This is a genomic window from Senegalimassilia sp., assembly GCF_977052095.1.
On record NZ_CDRSTZ010000001.1, the window covers coordinates 26,012 to 44,343 of the forward strand.

General features: G+C 62.1%; 19 protein-coding genes. 16 read left to right on the forward strand and 3 right to left on the reverse strand.

Translation table 11 applies throughout. The annotated features are described in order from the left end of the window. Together ACWI6D_RS00100 and ACWI6D_RS00105 are read right to left on the reverse strand one after the other, a co-directional pair. Positions 1-399, reverse strand: a 399-nt coding sequence (locus tag ACWI6D_RS00100) for a response regulator (protein WP_449133199.1), incomplete at its 3' end; no start/stop codon positions are given. Beyond that, entirely contained in the window at positions 396-1,634 is a 1,239-nt protein-coding gene (locus ACWI6D_RS00105; RefSeq protein ID WP_449133200.1) for a GAF domain-containing sensor histidine kinase, read from the reverse strand. The genes ACWI6D_RS00105 and ACWI6D_RS00100, both read right to left, overlap by 4 nt. A 262-nt stretch (positions 1,635-1,896) precedes the next feature. Here ACWI6D_RS00105 and ACWI6D_RS00110 point away from each other — a divergent pair, with 262 nt between their 5' ends. The 12 genes from ACWI6D_RS00110 (at position 1,897) to ACWI6D_RS00165 (ending at position 14,062) form a co-directional block, all read left to right on the forward strand. Further along, positions 1,897-3,228 carry an ammonia-forming cytochrome c nitrite reductase subunit c552 gene (locus ACWI6D_RS00110; RefSeq protein ID WP_449133201.1) on the forward strand — a complete coding sequence of 444 codons (1,332 nt, stop codon included), beginning with the start codon at positions 1,897-1,899 and terminating at the stop codon, positions 3,226-3,228. Between the two features lie 164 nt (positions 3,229-3,392). Further along, positions 3,393-4,103 (forward strand): cytochrome c3 family protein, encoded by a 711-nt coding sequence (locus ACWI6D_RS00115; protein ID WP_449133202.1) that lies wholly within the window; start codon positions 3,393-3,395, stop codon positions 4,101-4,103. A gap of 162 nt (positions 4,104-4,265) precedes the next feature. Next, complete coding sequence (locus tag ACWI6D_RS00120; protein ID WP_449133203.1) at positions 4,266-4,931, forward strand: cytochrome c maturation protein CcmE domain-containing protein; 666 nt, start codon at positions 4,266-4,268, stop codon at positions 4,929-4,931. 18 nt (positions 4,932-4,949) lie between these two features. Next, positions 4,950-7,157 (forward strand): heme lyase CcmF/NrfE family subunit, encoded by a 2,208-nt coding sequence (locus ACWI6D_RS00125; protein ID WP_449133204.1) that lies wholly within the window; start codon positions 4,950-4,952, stop codon positions 7,155-7,157. Positions 7,158-7,258: 101 nt separating this feature from the next. Next, positions 7,259-7,978 (forward strand): ABC transporter ATP-binding protein, encoded by a 720-nt coding sequence (locus tag ACWI6D_RS00130; RefSeq protein ID WP_129423975.1) that lies wholly within the window; start codon positions 7,259-7,261, stop codon positions 7,976-7,978. Then, positions 7,979-8,737, forward strand: a complete 759-nt coding sequence (locus ACWI6D_RS00135) for a heme exporter protein CcmB (RefSeq protein WP_449133205.1) — start codon at positions 7,979-7,981, stop codon at positions 8,735-8,737. It begins immediately after the preceding gene. 186 nt (positions 8,738-8,923) lie between these two features. Further along, positions 8,924-9,700, forward strand: coding sequence for a cytochrome c biogenesis protein CcsA (gene ccsA / locus ACWI6D_RS00140; protein WP_449133206.1), 777 nt, complete (start codon positions 8,924-8,926; stop codon positions 9,698-9,700). 90 nt (positions 9,701-9,790) lie between these two features. Beyond that, positions 9,791-9,976 carry a hypothetical protein gene (locus ACWI6D_RS00145; RefSeq protein WP_129423981.1) on the forward strand — a complete coding sequence of 62 codons (186 nt, stop codon included), beginning with the start codon at positions 9,791-9,793 and terminating at the stop codon, positions 9,974-9,976. A 91-nt stretch (positions 9,977-10,067) separates the two neighbouring features. Further along, the gene (locus tag ACWI6D_RS00150) at positions 10,068-10,889 is read left to right on the forward strand and encodes a UTP--glucose-1-phosphate uridylyltransferase (RefSeq protein ID WP_288285327.1); all 822 of its coding nucleotides are present in this window, start codon (positions 10,068-10,070) and stop codon (positions 10,887-10,889) included. A gap of 1,114 nt (positions 10,890-12,003) precedes the next feature. Then, positions 12,004-12,903, forward strand: coding sequence for a homocysteine S-methyltransferase family protein (locus ACWI6D_RS00155; RefSeq protein WP_449133207.1), 900 nt, complete (start codon positions 12,004-12,006; stop codon positions 12,901-12,903). A gap of 1 nt (position 12,904) precedes the next feature. Then, positions 12,905-13,174 (forward strand): hypothetical protein, encoded by a 270-nt coding sequence (locus tag ACWI6D_RS00160; RefSeq protein WP_337368330.1) that lies wholly within the window; start codon positions 12,905-12,907, stop codon positions 13,172-13,174. Between the two features lie 117 nt (positions 13,175-13,291). Continuing rightward, on the forward strand, positions 13,292-14,062 hold the full coding sequence (locus tag ACWI6D_RS00165) for a mechanosensitive ion channel family protein (protein WP_449133208.1): 771 nt from the start codon (positions 13,292-13,294) through the stop codon (positions 14,060-14,062). A gap of 68 nt (positions 14,063-14,130) precedes the next feature. Here ACWI6D_RS00165 and ACWI6D_RS00170 read toward each other — a convergent pair whose 3' ends face one another. Continuing rightward, the gene (locus tag ACWI6D_RS00170) at positions 14,131-14,343 is read right to left on the reverse strand and encodes a TOBE domain-containing protein (protein ID WP_129423991.1); all 213 of its coding nucleotides are present in this window, start codon (positions 14,341-14,343) and stop codon (positions 14,131-14,133) included. A 335-nt stretch (positions 14,344-14,678) separates the two neighbouring features. Between ACWI6D_RS00170 and ACWI6D_RS00175 the strand changes: the two genes are divergently transcribed. Genes ACWI6D_RS00175 through ACWI6D_RS00190 form a run of 4 tightly spaced genes read left to right on the forward strand, consistent with a single transcriptional unit; the run spans position 14,679 to position 18,330 of the window. After that, on the forward strand, positions 14,679-15,635 hold the full coding sequence (locus tag ACWI6D_RS00175; RefSeq protein WP_449133209.1) for a phosphate ABC transporter substrate-binding protein PstS family protein: 957 nt from the start codon (positions 14,679-14,681) through the stop codon (positions 15,633-15,635). Between the two features lie 58 nt (positions 15,636-15,693). Further along, a complete protein-coding gene (gene pstC / locus ACWI6D_RS00180) occupies positions 15,694-16,611 on the forward strand; it encodes a phosphate ABC transporter permease subunit PstC (protein WP_449133210.1) in 918 nt (305 codons plus the stop codon). Then, positions 16,604-17,521, forward strand: a complete 918-nt coding sequence (pstA, locus tag ACWI6D_RS00185; protein WP_302936658.1) for a phosphate ABC transporter permease PstA — start codon at positions 16,604-16,606, stop codon at positions 17,519-17,521. The genes pstC and pstA overlap by 8 nt, the downstream gene beginning before the upstream one ends. Next, positions 17,518-18,330: a phosphate ABC transporter ATP-binding protein gene (locus ACWI6D_RS00190; RefSeq protein ID WP_449133211.1), complete on the forward strand. Its 813-nt coding sequence runs from the start codon at positions 17,518-17,520 to the stop codon at positions 18,328-18,330. The genes pstA and ACWI6D_RS00190 overlap by 4 nt, the downstream gene beginning before the upstream one ends. Positions 18,331-18,332: the final 2 nt, after the last annotated feature.

An 18,332-nucleotide genomic window follows, 5' to 3' on the forward strand; every position in this document is an offset into this window, starting at 1 on the left:
CAACGAGGCCATGGTGGGGTGGATGTAGCTGCCGCCTGCGGCAATGTCGTGCACGGCTTGGCGCAGCTGTTCGGGCGTCGAGTTTTTCAGCACGTAGCCCGCCGCGCCGCCGCGCAGGGTGTACAGCAGGTATTCCGGCTCGGCGAACATGGTGAGGATGATCACTTTCGTGTCGGGAAAGTCGCGGGCCACTTTTTCGCAGGCCACAAGTCCGCTTTGCCCGGGCGGCATGGAGATGTCAAGCAGCAGCACTTGCGGTTTGTGCTGCGCCACAAGCGAATAGGCTTGCGTTCCTTCGGCGGCTTCCGCCACCACGGCGATGTCAGGGTCCGCTTCAAGCAGAAGCTTAATGCCGGTGCGCACCACCTCGTGGTCGTCGGCAAGAATCACGTTGATCATTGCGGTTCCTCCTGGGCGCGCATGGGCGTGACCAGCGTGACGCGCGTGCCGGCAGCGCCTGATTCGATGGAAAGCGTGGCGCCGACCTGGTTTGCGCGTTCTTGCATGCCCAAAAGCCCGCAGCCGCTGCCTTTGATGGTGGGGTGGGCAACGTCGAAGCCGCATCCGTCGTCGGAAATGCAGATGTGCAGCCAGTCGCTTGCGGCCTCAACCTGCACGCGCACCGTGTCGGAGCCCGAATACTTGCAAGCATTCGTCATGGCTTCTTGGCAGATTCGGTAGGCCTGCGTTTCCAGCGCGCGGTCGAAACGCGGCAGCGTCAAATCGCCCTCGAACGCAACGGCCGAGCCATACGTTTGCTCAAGCACCAGCGCTTGGCTGCGCAGCGCGGGCACGAAGCCAAGGTGGTCAAGCGCGCTGGGGCGCAGCATGACGGAGATGTTGTGCAGCTCGTCGAGCACGGCGTTGATGCCGCCGTGAGCCTCGTCGAGGATGGCAATCCCCTCGTCGTCGAGGTGCTCGCGAAGCCGCTGCAGCGAAAACGTGACGGTGAGTAGCTCTTGTGCAACGCCGTCGTGCAATTCGCGCGATATGCGCCGGCGCTCATCCTCTTGAGCGCCGATGATGCGCGCAAGGTCGCTGCGAATAAGCCGTGGAGAGCCATCGTTTTTCGCGGGGCTGCTTTCGCCGCTATCGCCCGCCCGCCCAGACAAGATGCTGGCATCGTCGTGCAGGCTTGCGTCGAACCCGATGAATCCTTCGGAAACAACGGCCAGCTCGCAAAACGTTCCGCGCAGTTCATCGGCGATAAGCGAACGAAATGCCTGGGCGTGGCTTTCGCTGACATCGCGGAACGCGCATAGCAGCACGGCGATGACGTGGTGGTTGCGTTTGAGGGGCAGCGCGCACAGGCTGCGCAAGTCTTCGGCGAACACGATGGGGTAGGACGAGTATTCGCGTGGGTCAAGCTCGGAATCGATGTCGGTGAACAGCATGGGCTTGCCGGACTTCAGCACGATGCCGCCTACACCATGGCCGGGCGCCAACGCGATGCGCCGGTGCCGGTTGCTTGTTTCGCCGGCGCTGTACACCCACTTCAGCGGTGCGCCGACGAATGCGGTGATGCCCATGGTGACGAAGTCGAAGTTAAGTCGCGCGCGAAGCCGCTCGACGGCGCGTTGGAACGCTTCGTTGTTTCCGTCAAGCGTTGCCCGGTCGAAATTAGAAGCCCCCATGCTCTTCCTTTCCCGCTTGATGCTCCCCGCGCACATTATAGGACGCCGCTGCGGGGGATGACCAGTGCCTGCAGCGGTCAAGCACCGTGCGGTAAAGAAACAACAACCAGGCCAAAAGCCGTTCATGGGAAAACTATAGGGGTTTCCCCGCGTGTTTTGCCGGGCGTTTCCTATAGGGGGCCTTCGCCATCTTCGCCCGCGCGCAAAGGCGCGTAACGTGGCGTCGTGGAGAGATATCGCCCCAGAAGGGAGGAAAGCGGAAATGACGAAAGCGAAAAGGAACAAGTCGGTTGCGTGGGTTGCGGCCCTGTGCGCCTTCGGCCTGGTCGTTGGCCTTTCGGCATGCGCGCCGAACGCCGACAAGGCCGGTCGCGCCGACCAAAAGGCCACGGACAAGCCCGTGGCGCAGCAGGTTGAGCAGGTGCCCGAAGCCGACGAGTATGGCGTGGTGCACGCCGATCAGTGGGCGCAGGACTATCCGGACCAGTACGCGACGTATCGGGAAAACGACGCGAATGGCACGGAGGGCAAGCACGACTACCTGCAGCTGTATCCGGCGCTGAACACCATGTACAAAGGCTATGCCTTCGCACTGGGCTATGATGAAGCGCACGGGCACACCCACGCGCTTCAATCGGTGAAGGAAACGCCGCGCACGCAGAAGAAAGAGCAGCTGGCAAACTGCATCTCGTGCAAAACCCCGCAGTACACCGCGCTGGTGAACGCCGAGGGGGACACGGCTTATCAGGGCAAGTTCAAGGACATGATCGACCAGTTCGACGAGCCCATCAGCTGCTATAACTGCCACGAGAACGACCCGACCCAGCTGGTGGTGGGCAACAAGTTCTTCGTGCGCGCGCTTGGCGACGACGTGAACAACGAGAAGAAGGCGCCGCTTGCCAGCCAAACGTGCGGCCAGTGCCACAACGAGTACTACTTCGACCCCACGACGAAGGCAACGACGAACCCTTACACGGGAACCGATCAGATGACGCCCGACGCCATCCTGGCGTACTACGACAACATGGGTTTCTCTGACTGGAACCACGCCGACACCATGGCGCCCATGATCAAGGTGCAGCATCCTGAGTTCGAAACCATGTACGGCGGCGAGTCCACCACCATGGCGCGCATCGGTTACACGTGCGCCGATTGCCACATGGGCACGCAAACTGCCGAGGATGGCACGGCGTATACCTCGCACAATTGGATCAGCCCGCTTGAAAACGAGGACATGCTTGCCAACGACTGCAACAACTGCCACGCCGACCTGAAGAGCGAAGTGGCTGCCACGCAGGCAAAAGAAGAGCAGCGCGTGACGTCGATCAGCGAGAAGATCGAGAACCTGACGAACAAGATCGCCGCGCAGTATGCCGACGAGATTGCCGCCATCAAGGCCGCTAAGGACGCCGGCGGCAAGCAGGATCCCTCTGCCGAGCTGGCCGCGCTGTGGAAGCTGCAGCGCAACGCGCAGTTCTACTGGGATTTCGTGATGGTTGAAAACAGCGAGGGTGCTCATAACCCCGACCTGACGTTTGAAACCCTGGACAAGGCGGAAGCGGCCGCTGACCAGGCATTGTCGATGCTTGCGTAACAGCGCAGGCGGCGATTCTCTCCGATGGGCTTTAGGCGGCGCGTTGCCGGGAGTGCGTGTGAAATGCGGGGCGCGGGCTCCGCTGCGGTGCTCCGGCGGGCTGCCGCACAGAAGCGAAACCGCTGTAAAGTTCGAACCTTTTTGGGAAAGGAGGTTCCGCGTATATGAGCAAGCAAGAGGCAAGCGGCGGCATGGCGCCGTCGAAGAAGCGCAAGACGGACCGCAGGTGGCCCATCGTGGCTGTGGTGGTTGCGGTGGTGGTTGCCGTTGCCGGCGGAGGGTTCTGGGTATGGCACGAGCAGCCCAGTTTCTGCAACGCTATCTGTCACACGCCGATGGACCCTTACGTTGCGGCGTTCGATCAGCAGCCGGGCACGGCAGGCGTGGACAAGTGGGGCAACGAAGTGTCGAACACCAGCTCCATGCTGGCCGTGGTGCATGCTGCGTCGAAAGACGAAGGCGGTGCGGACGCGAACTGCCTGAGTTGTCACAAACCCACCATCGCCCAACAGCTGACCGAGGTGAGCGAGTGGTCTACCGGCAACATGCCCCTGTTCGCCAACGAGGCGTACGGGCTGGTGCTTGGCGAGCGCGACACCGAGCAGCTTGGCGAGTGGCTTGGCCAGGAAGGCGACGCGTTCTGCCTGAACGAGGCGTGCCACAACATAACCCGCCAAGACCTGGTGAAGAAGACGGCGCACTATGGCGAGCGCAATCCGCACATGGCCATGCACGGCCAGCAGCGCGATTGCGGCGATTGCCACAAGGCGCACCGCGCTTCGGTGAACGCGTGCAGCCAGTGCCACGAGGATGCTCCCATCCCCGATGGTTGGCTGACATACGACCAAGCGCAGGAAACAGCGCAGCGCGCATAAGGCGCGTGTGAGGGGGGAAAGGGTCGCGAACGCGGCCCTTTCTTCGGTAAACGGGTGGTTTAGCGGTGTAAATTACACTATCTGGGTGATAGCGCGCCCATTTCGTTTTCGATAAGGTTAGCATTCGGAATTAGCCTTGAACGGACGGAAAAGGGAGGGTTTGTGAATACGAAGACGAAGCGCCGCATGATTGCCGTGACTGGCATCATCGTTATCGTGCTTATCGTGATCTTGGCGGTTGTCGGCAGCTCGGGCGCCGCGAAATCGGCCACCATCGCCGACGCGCTTGCCGGCAAGTTTCCGGACCAGAAGATTCAGGTCACGGGCAACGTGGTGGAAAACTCCTACGCCACGAACGACAACGTCCTGACGTTCGCCATCTACGACAAGGACGGCAACCCCACCGAACAGCTTAACGTCCGTTACGAAGGCGGCGTGTCGGCCACGTTCGGCAACGATGTCACCGCCATCTGCACGGGTAAGATTGCCGAAGACGGTGTGCTGCATGCCACGGAGCTGGTGACGAAGTGCCCCTCGAAGTACGAGAACGCGTCGAACGCGCTGACCATCGAAAGCCTGCTCGGCTACGGCGAGTCGGTGCACGACAAGCCGGTGAAGGTTTCGGGCACGGTGCAGGCGGGCTCGCTGAAGGCAGCGGGCGCGGGCGATCGTTTTGTGCTGGCAGACCCTGATTCCGACAAGACGCTTCCCGTTGCATTCGACGGCGCGCTGTCTGACGAGATTGCCGAGGGAAGCTCGCTGGTGGTTACCGGCAGCCTGTCGGCAGATGGCAAGTTCACCGCCACCGACGTGGCGCTTGAAGGTTAAGCAGAAAGGTAACGTTTCATGTCTACTATCGGCCTGATGGGCCTGCTGGTGGCGTTCGCCGGCGTGGCCATTTCGGTGCTGTGCCTGCTTGCGGGCGCCATCCTTGGCCGCAAGCAGGAAAGCTCGCTTGCGGAAACCCTCACGTGGGGCGGCCATGTTGCTTCCATCCTGACCACCATCGCGCTGACCGTGTGCTGCGGCATCCTGGTGTACTGCTTCTTTGCAGGCGATTATTCCATCGAGTACGTGCTGAAGCAGCACAGCAGCGCTGACGGCGCGCTGGGCTGGCTGTACAAGCTGTCCGGTTTGTGGGCCGGCCGCGAGGGCTCGCTTCTGTTCTGGGCGTGGCTTATCAGCGTGTTCAACTCCGTTGTGGCCATCCGCGATCTGAAAAGCCCGCGCAAGCTGGACTCCATGGCGCTTATGGTGTCGCAGCTGGTGCTGGCGGCGTTTGTGGGCGTGCTGCTGTTTAGCGAAAGCAACATGCCGTTTACCGTGACGCCGGACAAGTACTACAACTCCAACGGCACGCTGACCAACGCGGCCACCATGCTGGGCATGAACTCGCTGTTGGAGCACTGGGCCATGGCCATTCATCCGCCCACACTGTTCGTGGGTTATGCGGGCTTGACCATTCCGTTCGCGTACGCCATCGCCGCGCTTATCGTGAACGATTCGTCGAAGGAATGGGTGGTGCGCAGCCAGCGCTATGCTCTGTTCTCGTGGCTGTTCCTGGGCATCGGCATCGGTTTGGGCTCCGTGTGGGCTTACGTGGTGCTTGGCTGGGGCGGCTACTGGGGCTGGGACGCTGTGGAAAACGCCAGCTTGCTTTCGTGGCTGGTGGGCGTGGCCTTGATCCACAGCTTCACCGTGTACCGCCAGCGCGGCGCGTTCAAGCGCTGGAGCGTCATGTGCGCCTGCATCACGTTCGCGTTCGTCATCGTGGGCACGTTCATTTCCCGCTCTGGCCTGGTGCAATCCGTGCATGCGTTTGAGGGCGACCCGGTTTCGCTCGTGCTGTTCGGCGCGCTTATCGCGGTGGCGCTGCTTGCGGGCATCGTGGGCCTGATCGTGCGCTGGAAGAGCTTCGGCCCGGCGGCCGACGGCTCCGACGAGGTGGAGCACCTGCTGTCCAAGGAGGGCGCGTACTACTTCAACAACGTCATCATGGTGGTGTTCGCCACGCTGCTGGCATACCTGACCATCTCCTCGGCGCTGCCCGACTTCCTGCCGTTCGGCGGCCAGACCGTGTCCTCGGGCACGTTCAACGCCATCGCCCGCCCGCTTGGCGTGGTGTACCTGGCAATCCTGGCCATCTGCCCGCTTCTGGCGTGGGGCACCACGCTGCGCGCGAAGTTCCTGAAGCAGGCGCGCATTCCCGCCATCTGCGCGGTGGTGCTGTTCGTGGTGCTGGCGGTGTACTGGGGCACGTACCTGGTGCCCAGCTACGATGCCATCATCGCTGCTGGCGGAACCACGGCCGAAGAACTGGCAAGCGACGGCCCGGCCTGGTACTACAACGGCTTGGCGCTTGTGGGCTTCTTCGTGGCCAGTGTGCTGTTCTTCAACTCGCTGTTCATGCTTGGCCGCGCCATCGGCGCGTACAAGAAGGCGCACGGGTGCGGCGCGCTGGCGGCCTTCGGCGGTTGCCTGCGCAACAACGCGGCGCGGTTCGGCGGCTTTCTGTCTCACGCGGCCATGGCCGTCATCTTGGTGGGCCTTATCGGCTCGTCCATGTACGTGACGGAGAAGGTGGCCTACATCGGTTACGACGAGTCCACCGACACCGCGGCGGAGAACTTCACCATCAAGGACTACGAGCTTGCGTACACGTCGAACTCCGTGACCGAGGTCAACGGCGGCAACGACATTCTGTACACCGTGAACTACGACGTGTACAAGGATGGCAACTATATCGGCTCGGTTAGCCCCGCCGTGCAGCTGGCGCAGAAAACCCAGCAGCAGAAGCTGGTGGCCAGCGTCATCTCGCTGCCGGGCGAGGACCTGTTCGTGGTGTACCGCGGCGTGAACAACGACGGCGCGTTCTCCATGGACGTGCGCGTCAACCCGCTGATCTCGCTGGTGTGGGTGGGCTTTGGCTTGCTGATGGTGGGCGTGTGCGTGGCCACGTTGGGTCGCCGTCGCGCAAGCCGCAAGCTTACCGACAGCCAGCGCACCGCCGCCGACGCCGCTGCAGGCGAATCGGCCAGCGTGGATGCTGCATAACAGATGAAGCAAGGCGCGGCTGCCGATTCGGTGGCCGCGTTTTTGCGCTAGACTAGCGGCAACTGTTTGATTGCCGGCAGGGACGCGGGGAAGGAGAGCCAGTGGGAGAAGCATCGGCCATTCGCACGAAGAAGCTGTCGAAGGTGTTCGGCACGCGCAAGGCGGTGGACAAGGTTTCCATCGACGTGCCTCAAGGGGCGTTCCTTTCCATTTTCGGTCCGAACGGCGCGGGCAAGACCACGTTGTTGCGCATGCTGTCCACGCTGGCGCGCCCCACGGACGGCTCGGCGCAGCTTATGGGCATCGACCTGAAGGAAGAGCCCGATGCTGCCCGCCAGCACATCGGGCTTATTTCGCACAATGCCATGCTGTATCCCGACCTTACTGCCGAGCAGAACCTGCTTCTGTACGCGAAGCTGTACGGCTTGGCCGACCCGCAAGCGCGTGTGTCGGAGCTTTTGGAGGCCGTGGAGTTGAAGCATCGTCGCCTTGACGTGGTGCGCACGTTCTCGCGCGGCATGACGCAGCGCCTGTCCATTGCCCGCGCGCTTATCCACGACCCCGACGTCGTGTTCCTTGACGAGCCGTATTCGGGCCTTGACCCGCACGCTGTCGATATTTTCGACCAGCTTATTGCCAAGCATCGCGAGGGCCGCACGTTTGTCATGGTCAGCCATGACCTGCAGAAAGGCTTCGACATGTGCACGCACGCGCTGGTGCTGGCGCGCGGGCGCGTCGTGACGTTCGGCCCGAAGGAGGACTTCGACTTCGCCGAGTTTTCCGAACTGTACCGCTCGACCGTTGGAATGGGGGTGGCGTAAATGGCGCGCAAGCAAGCCGCGAAGGCCGCGCCGGCGCGCGTGGGCTCGGTGGCGCTTTCGGTGCCCAGCACGTTCGCGCAGTACAAGACCCTGCTGGCCAAGGACCTGCAGCAGGAGTTCCGCACGAAGGAGATGCTCACGTCCATGGGCATCTATGCGCTGCTGGTGCTTATCGTGTACGGCGCTTCGCTGGGCCAGACCGCGCAGGCAACCGATGTGCTGCAAATCTCCGGCGGCCTTTTGTGGGCGCTTATCGTGTTCACGTCGCTTCTGGGCCTGAACCGCTCGTTTGGGCACGAGAAGGAGCAGGGCTGCATGGAAGGCATTTTGCTGGTGCCTATGGACCGCAGCGTCATCTTTTTGGCGAAAGCCACGTCCAACCTGCTGTTTTTGCTGGTGGTGGAAGTGGTGGCCGTGCCGCTGTTCTGGTTCTTCTTCCTGACCACGGCAACGCCGGGCCCCGATTTCATGCTGATGGTGGCGCCGCTTTTGGTGGGCACTATCGGCGTTGCGGGAATCGGTACGTTGCTTTCCGCCATCACCGTGAACACGCGCGGCAAAGATGTTATGCTTGCCGTACTTTTCGTGCCGTTGATTTTCCCGCTGCTGTACGCATGCGCGTCGGCCACCACCGCCGTGGTGGTGGGGTCGGAAGGCTACTTCGACGTGTTCGTGCAGTCGCTGGCGCTTGCCGGCGGCTACGACGTCATCATGCTGCTGCTCAGCTGGGTGCTCTACGACTTTGTAATTTCAGCCTAACGGTTCCGCCGGCCTGCCGGCCGGCGAACCTGCTCGACGCTGTGGCAGCTTGTGGCACGTCGCCTAGCCGCTCAGCTGCACGGGCATGGCCAAAAGGCTAATGCCCGCTTGCTTTGCGACCATGCGATGCACCGCAAGCGTCCTCGCTGACTTTGATTGACCTGCGACTATATCGAAAGGAAGGACATGACGAACAAACCCGTGAAGCTGCCTGAGGCGGGGCAGTGGCCTGACAAGGTGGCGCCGTGGGCGCTGCTTGCGGGCATCGTGTTCTCTACGCTGGGCTTTCTCATGGCGTTTCTGTACGCCGGCCCCGTGAACGGCGCCGCCGTCGACGGCGTGGAGCTGATCGGCGGGCAGATGGTGGCGAACAAGCTGCTGCTGTCCCAGAAGATCTTCTACTTCCACATGCCGGCCGCATGCGTGTCGTTCATCGCCATGGCGTTCGCCTGCTACTACTGCGTGCGCTTTTTAGCTACGAAGAACCAGCGATTCGACACGTGCGCGAAGGTGGCCATGGAGATTGCGCTGGTGTTCGTCATCATGACCATGATTACCGGCGACTTGTGGACGCGCTTCGAGTGGGGCGTGTGGTGGACGTGGGAGCCGCGTCTGACCACGTACCTTATTCTCATGCTCATCATCATCGCTTACTTCGTGCTGCGCAATGCCATCGACGAGCCCGAGCGTCGCGGCACGTACGCGGCCGTGCTTGGCATCATCGCAACGGTTGACGTGCCCATCTGCTTCATGATCACCCGCCTGATCCCTTCAAGCATCCATCCCGTGGTGCTGCGCGAAGGCGGCATGAGCGGCGACATGGGCATGACCGTGGGCGTGTGCATGATCGGCCTTCTGCTGGTGGGCTTCGCGCTGTATCGCTTCCGTTTCCGCCAGGTGCGCTTGCAGGAGCGTCTGCGGGCCCTGAAAGACGAGGTCGAGATCCTGGAAGAGGACCGCTAAAGGCACCGTTTCGTTATGCGGGCGCAAAATCCGCTTTCCGCTTGAACGCCCCGGCGCCCGGCGCGCCGCTTACCGCAAAGGAGAATCACCATGAATCCCGTGCTTGTCGAAATCTACAGCACCGTTATCCCGTCCATGCCGTTCATCATCGCTGCATACGCCCTGCTTTGGGCCGTGCTGCTCATCTACGTGTTCGTGTCCATGCGAGGCATGAAGAAAACCGAGCAGCAGATCGCCGTGCTTGAAGAGGCTGTGGCGGAACTGAAGGCCAAATAGCCTGCGTGCTACAATTGCCGAAGCGAATCGACGAGGCGTCGCCTTTGCGCGGCGCCTCGCGTCTATTCCCCCGAAGAAAGGTATGTCCCATATGAAGGCAATCATCCCTGCCGCTGGCCTGGGCTCGCGTTTCCTGCCCGCCACGAAGGCTCAGCCGAAGGAAATGCTGCTCGTTGTCGACCGCCCCGTCATCCAGTACATCGTGGAAGAGGGCCTGGCATCGGCCGCCGATGAAGTGGTTATCGTTAACAGCCACGACAAGAAGTCCATCGAGGAGCACTTCTCCCCGAACCCCGAGCTTGTGGCCATGCTGCGCGAGCGCGGCAAGGACAAGTACGCCGATGCCGTGGAGCATGCCGGCGATCTCAACGTCAGCTACGTGTACCAGGACGAGCCGCTTGGCCTGGGTCATGCCGTGCACTGCGCCGCTGAGAAAACGGGCAACGAGCCGTTCTACGTGCTGCTCGGCGACGTGCTGGTGCCCGACAACAAGATGCTGCCCGCCATGCAGAAGGTGTCCGATGAGCACAACGGCGCTTCGGTCATCGCGGTTATGCCCGTGCCTGACGACCAGGTCAACCGCTTCGGCGTCATTGCCGGCTCCGCCATCTCCGACGACGTGTGGAAAATCGACAGCCTGGTGGAGAAACCTGCGCTTGAGGACGCGCCGTCGAACCTGGCCGTGTTTGGCCGCTACCTGCTTTCGCCGCGCGTTATGGAGCTGCTGGCCGAGGTGAAGCCGGGCGTGGGCGGCGAAATCCAGCTGACCGACGCGCTTGATGCAGTGCTCAAGGAAGAGGAAATGTACGCGCTCATCATCGACCCACAGGACGGTTTCGACACCGGTACCGTGGAAAGCTGGCTTGAGACGAACAACATCCTGTACGAGCGCAAGTACGGCAAGAAGGCGTAAGGCCTCGCTTTCGAAAATGCTTGGCTCGTAGCGATGCCGTCCGGGTGGGTCCGGGCGGCATCACTTTTTTTGACAGCGAAGGCGAAGGAGAGGGCGCAGATGCGCCGGCTGCCGGGGCCAAGAGGGCGGCGTTGCGCGATGCTGCGGAAACATGCTGCTATCGGCCGATGATGTGTTGGGGTGGATGCCGGCACGCGCCGGCTTGCGATAGGCGCACGCGCTGATTGCAAGGGGGGAATGCGTCCCGGAAAAAGAATCGGCCCCGGCGGGAGGGGAACTCGCCGGGGCCACAAGGAGGGGATGGACGGTACCACTTCGGAATGGGGTACCGATTCTGCTTAAGGGATAAAGCAGATGCAAACGTTCAAGGAGGGGAACCTTTCGTTTGCTGATACGCAGTATAAGGGTTGACATTGAAGGCGATATGTGAGCGGCGTGCACGTTTTGTGAAACGATCCCTGTTTTTCGTTAAGAATTCGTAAAGCCTATCGGAAATGTAGGGATACGAAGCGTCCTGATGAGCAGTGCAACCTTTCGGCTGTCAGGCGCGTGGCGCAGGCGGTGGATGATTCGGCATGCTCCGGCCATGCGCTCGGCGAAGCCTGCGAAGAGCTTACTGTGCGGTCGAATCAGCTGGGCGGCCTCAAACGGCGGTTTGCCATGAAAAGGAAGCGAGCCGTCGGCAAGGGGGGGGGCTGCCGGCGGCTCTGAAGAGGAGGGGAGGAGCGACGCTTGTATTCAAGCGCCGCGAACTGCTATGGGAAGCAGGCAAGCGGTGGAAAGGGGATGTCCCGCTTGCAGGTCTTATTATAACGGCGGGTCTTGAAATGCACGTGTGCCGCAGGTGACTTTGGGATGATTCGCGCGTGAACGGTTGGTGAATGCCCAGGTTGTGCCGTTACCTTTTCGTTGCCGTTTTCTTCCCGGTGGAGAAAGTCGCCAGCATTTCCCCAGGTAAAAGCTGAATTTGGGGCATTGCTAAACATGAAGTCCCTGTGATGGTCCCTTTCGCCCGCTTTGCCCGTGCTCGCGCATCGTTTATGTGCGCCCGCGCTGCGCGGCGCATCGCGTGGGCGGCCTTTGGTATCATGGACGGCGTCGAAAGGATATTCCCATGCCTGATATTCAGTTGCGGTTCCACCGCGATATGTTGGTGCTTTCCAGCCCTGTTGCGCCCGTGCTTGCCCGCCAGGGTTTCACGGAGGCGGGCGACGTCGAGTACGCTACGCTTATGGAGCCGGAAGCCGTTGAAGATGCGCTGCGCTTGAACCTGGTTGCCGGCGCGCAGTGCCTGGTCACCGAAACGGCGGGCATGACCCCGGCGCGCTTGGCGCACCATGGCATGGCCGACCGCATGCCCGAGCTTGCGAAGGCCGCGCTGGACACGGCGAACAAGCTGCGTCCGCAGCACGTGCTGGTGGAAATCGGCCCGTGCGGGTTGCCGCTTGACCCTTCCAGCAAAGCTTCGCTCAACGAAAACCGTGATCAGTATGCGCGCGCGGTGCGTGCGTGCGAGGGCATGCAACTTGACGCGTTCTTCTTGAACGGATTTGCCAACCCCAGCGACCTGAAGTGCGCGCTTATGGGCGTGCGCCAGGTTAGCGGCCTGCCGGTGTTCGCATCGGTGGACGTTGCGGCGGACGGCACGCTTGCCGACGGCCGCTCCACGTTTGCCGAGGCCCTTTCGGTCGTGGCAGAATTCGAGGCCAGCGTGGCGGGCTTCTCCACGAAGGCCCCGCTTGCGGATGCGTGCGCGCTTGCGAAGCAGGCGGCAACCACGCCGCTGCCCGTGCTTGCGCAGCTTGACGTTGTGCGCCACGACCCCAAGCAAGGCCAGGCCACGGACGAGAACCCCTATTATTGCCCCGACGTTGCGGTGGATGCCGCCCTGGCGCTGCGTTCGGCCGGCGCGCAATTCCTGCGCGCAACCGGCGCTGCCACGCCGGCGTATGCCGGCGCGCTTGCTGCCGCCGTCGACGGCACCGATGCGCACCGCCCGGACGTGGAGCTGTAGCATGGCGGCCAACCCGCGCACCAACACCATGCGCAGCGAGCATTACGGCCAGCTGCAGCGCGTCATCGACGCGGTGTTCGCCGATGGGTGCAAGTTCGTTCGCCGGCTTGACGTGGTGGTTGTGGCCGAATCGTTCGACCTGCCCGACGACCTTAACGAGATCATCGGCTTGCTGCCGCCGTCCACGTTCACGCGTCAGCGCCTGTGCGACCAGCTGAACTCCGCCATCGGCGGCCACGCATGGGGCCAGGTGTACGGAACGGTCGAATAGCCTCAGGCGGCAAAGGCCATCGTGCGCTTGCTGGCGGTTTTGCGCCGGCGCCTATAACTCACGTAATCGTGCCCGCAGCGTTTGCCTGCGGGCATTGCTTTCCCGAAAGGTTGGTTCATGGAAGATTTCGAGCAAGACATCAGTCGCTTTGTGGGAAGCGAGTGGCTGGGCACGCTGATCACGGCGGTGCTCATCCTCACGCTGACGGCGGTGGTGGGGCATCTACTCACGAAGTTTCTGCGCAAGGTGCTGAACTACTCGGACGAGTTGCCGTCGTCGTCAATCTTCATCAACATCGGCCGCGCCATCGTGTGGGTGGTGGGCGGCTCGGTCATGCTGTCCACCTGTTTCGGTATCGATGTTTCGGCGGCCATCACGGCGCTGGGCATTGGCGGTATTGCCATCTCGTTGGGCTTTCAGGACACCATCTCCAACCTTATCGGTGGCGTGCAGGTCAGCTTGCTGCGCATTGTGACGCCGGGCGACAACATCTCCATTGGCGGCTCGAAAGGCGTGGTGAAGGACGTGAGCTGGCGCCACACCACCATCACGAACGCCAAAGGCGAAACGGCGGTCATCCCGAACTCCGTCATCAACAAGAATTCGCTGACGCACTTGCCGCCAACGGGCAAGGTAGTGCTGACGCTGGTGGTGGAAGGCAACGGCGAAGATCTTGACGCGGTCGCGTCGAGGATGGAGGCCGCGGCGCTTGAGGCCGCGCACAAGGTGGGCGTGGTGGAAAAGCCGCCGCGCATGTGGTTCACCGAAGCCATCGACGCGGGCTTCGTCGGCGATTTGATCTTCACCATGGAAGACGGCTCCACGGCAACGGAGGCCAAAGACGCGGTGCTGCGCGCGGTGGCGCCGTTCACCAGGCACGGCGCCTAGCAGCAACGAATACCGGCGGAATAGGAAGCGGGGGACCCTGGCTTGTCAGGGTCCCCCGCTTTGCTTTGCTAGTCGTCGATGCCGATCATGACGTCCGAGGCTTTCACCACGGCGTACGCTTGCTGGCCTACGCGCAGGTCCAAGTCCTTAAGCGCCTGGATGGAAATGCTTGACGTGACAAGCTGCCCATCGGGAAGCTCGATGATCACGATGGCGTTCACCGCGCCGGGCTGGATGGAAATGACCTCGCCTTTCAACGTGTTGCGTGCTGAAAGCTTCAAAACGTCCCCCTCAATTCGGTATTTTTGTGGCAAGTGTGCCAAGCTTCGAAAGAATGCCTGCCACAGAGCCGTTGCGTGCGCCCTCTCCCTTTAAGCGCATAACAGCTTATTGTAGCGTACAAGCGCCGCGCGCGCTTCCGTAAAGCGCGCGTTGTGCCCGCCTGCGTTGTGTAAAAGGCGCGCCGCAGGTTTCGTAAACGCGGCGTAAAACATCGTCAAACCTGCGTCATACCTGGTCATTGCCGCGAAAATTGGCAAGTCAAGCGCGTACCATCCTCCCTTGCAAGCCCGCTTGCTGGGCTTCGATGAAACCATCCGAAGGGAGAAAACGTACTATGCAGGGTTCCTATATCAGCCGCCGTCGCTTCATCGGCATCGCCGGCATGTCCGCATTGGCAGTCGCCGGTTTCGGCCTGACGGGTTGCGGTAGCTCCAACAGCTCCACGGACACCACGTCCGCGGGCACGTCCGGGGCTTCGGCTGAGAAGAAGGCGCTCGCGGGCACCATCACGGCAGTGGGTTCCACCGCGCTGCAGCCGCTGTGCGAGGCCGCGGCCGAGCAGTTCATGCAGGAAAACCCCGGCGTGCAGATTACCGTCCAGGGCGGCGGTTCCGGCCAGGGCATCACGCAGATTACGCAAGGCGCCGTGCAGATCGGCAACTCCGACGTGTTCGCCGAGTCGAAGGTGAAGGATTCCTCCGACCTGACCAAGATCACCGACAACAAGGTGTGCATCGTGGGCATGGGCCCCATCGTGAACTCCGACGTCACCATCGACGACATCAAGCTTGACGACCTCAAGAAGATCTTCATGGGCGAGATCACCAACTGGAGCGAGGTCGGCGGCGCTGACGAGCCAATCACCGTCATCAACCGCGCTTCCGGCTCCGGCACGCGCGCCACGTTCGAGGACGCCGTGCTTGCCGGCGACAAGGTGCCGGACTCCTTCAAGCCGCAGGAGCAGGATTCCTCGGGCACGGCCGCCAAGATGGTTGCCAGCACGCCCGGCGCCATCTCCTACGTGGCGTTCTCCTACTACGACAGCAGCTTCAAGGCGCTGAAGGTCGACGGTGTGGAACCGAACGAGAAGAACGTCGAGGACAACTCCTGGAAGATCTGGTCCTACGAGCACATGTACGTCTCCACGTCTGCCGACGAGGCCACGAAGGCCTTCATCGAGTACATGATGGGCGACGAAGTGCAGGGCGGCCTGGTGGAGCAGCAGGGCTACATCCCCATGTCCGGCATGAAGGTGGAGAAGGACGCTTCCGGCAAGGTCTCGTCTAAGTAGTTTGCGAGTTGCATTCGATTCCAGAGTTGACCTCATCATTTGAAAGGAGACGCGCGCAATGGCCTTGATGGCGAAGGCACGCGTCGAGCGGATCGGACAAGGCGTCACGGGCGCGTGCATCGTGCTCGTGGCGCTTCTTGTCGTCACGCTTGTCGCCATGGTCGCCGGGCGCGGTATCGCAACGTTTACCGCCGACGGTATCGACCTCGGTTCGTTTTTGGCGGGAACCACGTGGAACCCGCATCAGGATGACGCAAGTGGCATGCCCACGGTGGGTGCGCTGCCCATGATCACGGGCTCGTTTTCCGTCACGCTGCTGTCCACGCTGTTCGCGCTGCCCATCGCGTTCGGCAGCGCCATCTTCGTGGTGGAGGTGGCGCCGCGCTTCGGGCGCAAGGTGTTCCAGCCGCTGGTGGAGCTTCTGGTGGGCATCCCGTCGGTGGTGTACGGCCTTATCGGCCTGACGGTTATCGTGGCCGCCGTGCGCGGCGCGGCCGATGCCATGGGCCAGACCATCACCGGCTTCGGCATCTTCTCAAGCGCCATCGTGCTGGCGGTCATGATTCTGCCTACCATCACCAGCCTGTCCATCGACGCGCTGGCCGCGGTGCCGCAGGAATATCGCGAAGGCAGCTATGCGCTTGGTTGCACGCGTTGGCAAACCATTTGGAACGTGGTGCTGAAGTCCGCGGCGCCGTCGCTGATGACGGCGGTGATTTTAGGCATGACGCGCGCGTTCGGCGAGGCGCTGGCTGTGCAAATGGTCATCGGCAACGCCATCCAAATGCCGTCGGGCCTGTTCACACCCGCATCAACGCTTACCAGCGTGCTGACTATGGGCATGGGCAACGAAGCTATGGGCACGGTGTACAACGACGTGCTGTGGTCGCTGGCGCTGCTGCTGATGGCCATGTCGCTGGTGTTCATCCTCATCATTCACCTTATCGGCCGAAAGGGGGCGGCAAAGCGTGGCTAACTTCGATATGTCGGCGCATGTGCGCCGCATCAACCGGCAAGACCGCATTGCCACGGGCGTCCTTACGGCCATTGTGGCGTTCGTCATGATCATGCTGGCCGCCATCGTCCTCTACATCCTGGTGGCTGGCGCGCCGAAGCTGTTCGACATCAACTTTTTGACGGGCCGCCCGCAGCAGTTCAAGGAAGGCGGCGGCATCGGCCCCGAGCTGTTCAACAGCTTCTACCTGCTGGTGCTCACGCTGCTTATCAGCGTGCCGCTGTCGCTGGGCGCGGCAATCTTTCTGTCGCAATACGCGCCCGACAACGCGGTTACCGCGGTGGCGAAAACAGCCATCGAAACGCTTTCGAGCTTGCCGTCCATCGTGGTGGGCCTGTTCGGCTTTCTGTTCTTTGTGCTGTACATGGGCTGGGGTTTCTCCATCATCGCGGGCGCGGTGGCGCTCACCATGTTCAACATCCCCATCTTGGTGCGCGTTATCCAGCAGGCGCTTGAGGACGTGCCGCGCAGCCAGCGCGACGCCGGCCTGGCCATGGGCCTGACGCGTTGGGAAACCACCATCCACGTGCTGCTTCCCGCCGCCATGCCCGCCATTGTCACGGGCGTGGTGCTGTCGGCTGGCCGCGTGTTCGGCGAGGCCGCGGCGCTGATCTTCACGGCCGGCCAGTCGGCCCCGGTGCTTGACTTCACCAACTTCGACCTTTCAAGCCCCGCTTGCCCGTGGAACGTGTTCCGCCCGGCTGAAACGCTGGCCGTGCACATCTGGAAGATCAACAGCGAAGGCGTGGTGCCCGACCTGACGGCCATCTCGAACGGCACGGCCGCTGTGCTGATGGTGTGCATCCTGGCGTTCAACATTTTGGCGCGCGTTGTCGGCAAGTATCTGGAAAGGAGGCTGACGAGCGAATGACGAAGGAAAACGAACTCGCGAACGCTACTGCGCAGGCGTCTGCATCGGGCGAAGCGCTGGTGCGTACGCACGACCTGACCGTGTCCTATGCGGGCAACGAGGCGCTGCATCCCACGTCGCTTTCGTTCTCGGCGGGCCAGGTGACGGCGCTTATCGGGCCTTCGGGCTGCGGTAAGTCCACGTTTCTGCGCTGCTTGAACCTTATGAACCGCGAGATCCCCAAGTGCAAGATCGGCGGCGAGGTGCTCTACCATGGGCGCAACACCAACACGCGCAAGGAAAACCTGTTCGAGCTGCGCAAATCCATCGGCATGGTATTCCAGCAGCCCACGCCGTTTCGCAAGTCCATCCGCGACAACATCCTGTTCGCGCCGAAGCGCCACGGGCTGGTGCGCGGCAAGGACGAATGCGATGCGTTGGTGGAGGAAAGCCTGCGCGCCGGCGCCTTATGGGACGAGGTGAAGGACAAGCTCGATCACAGCGCCATGGCGCTTTCCGGCGGTCAGCAGCAGCGTCTGTGCATTGCGCGCACGCTTGCCATGCATCCCGACGTGGTGCTGTTCGACGAACCGTGCAGCGCGCTTGACCCCATCTCCACGTTCGTGGTGGAGGAAACCATCCGTTCCATCGCCGAAGCCGGCATCTGCGCCATCATCGTGACGCACAACATGGAGCAGGCCACGCGCACATCCGACAACACGGCGTTTTTCTACGTGGGCGACATGGTGGAAACCGGCCCCACAAAGCAGCTGTTCAGCCAGCCAAAAGATGCGCGCTTGCAGGATTATCTGATGGGAAGGTTCGGCTGATC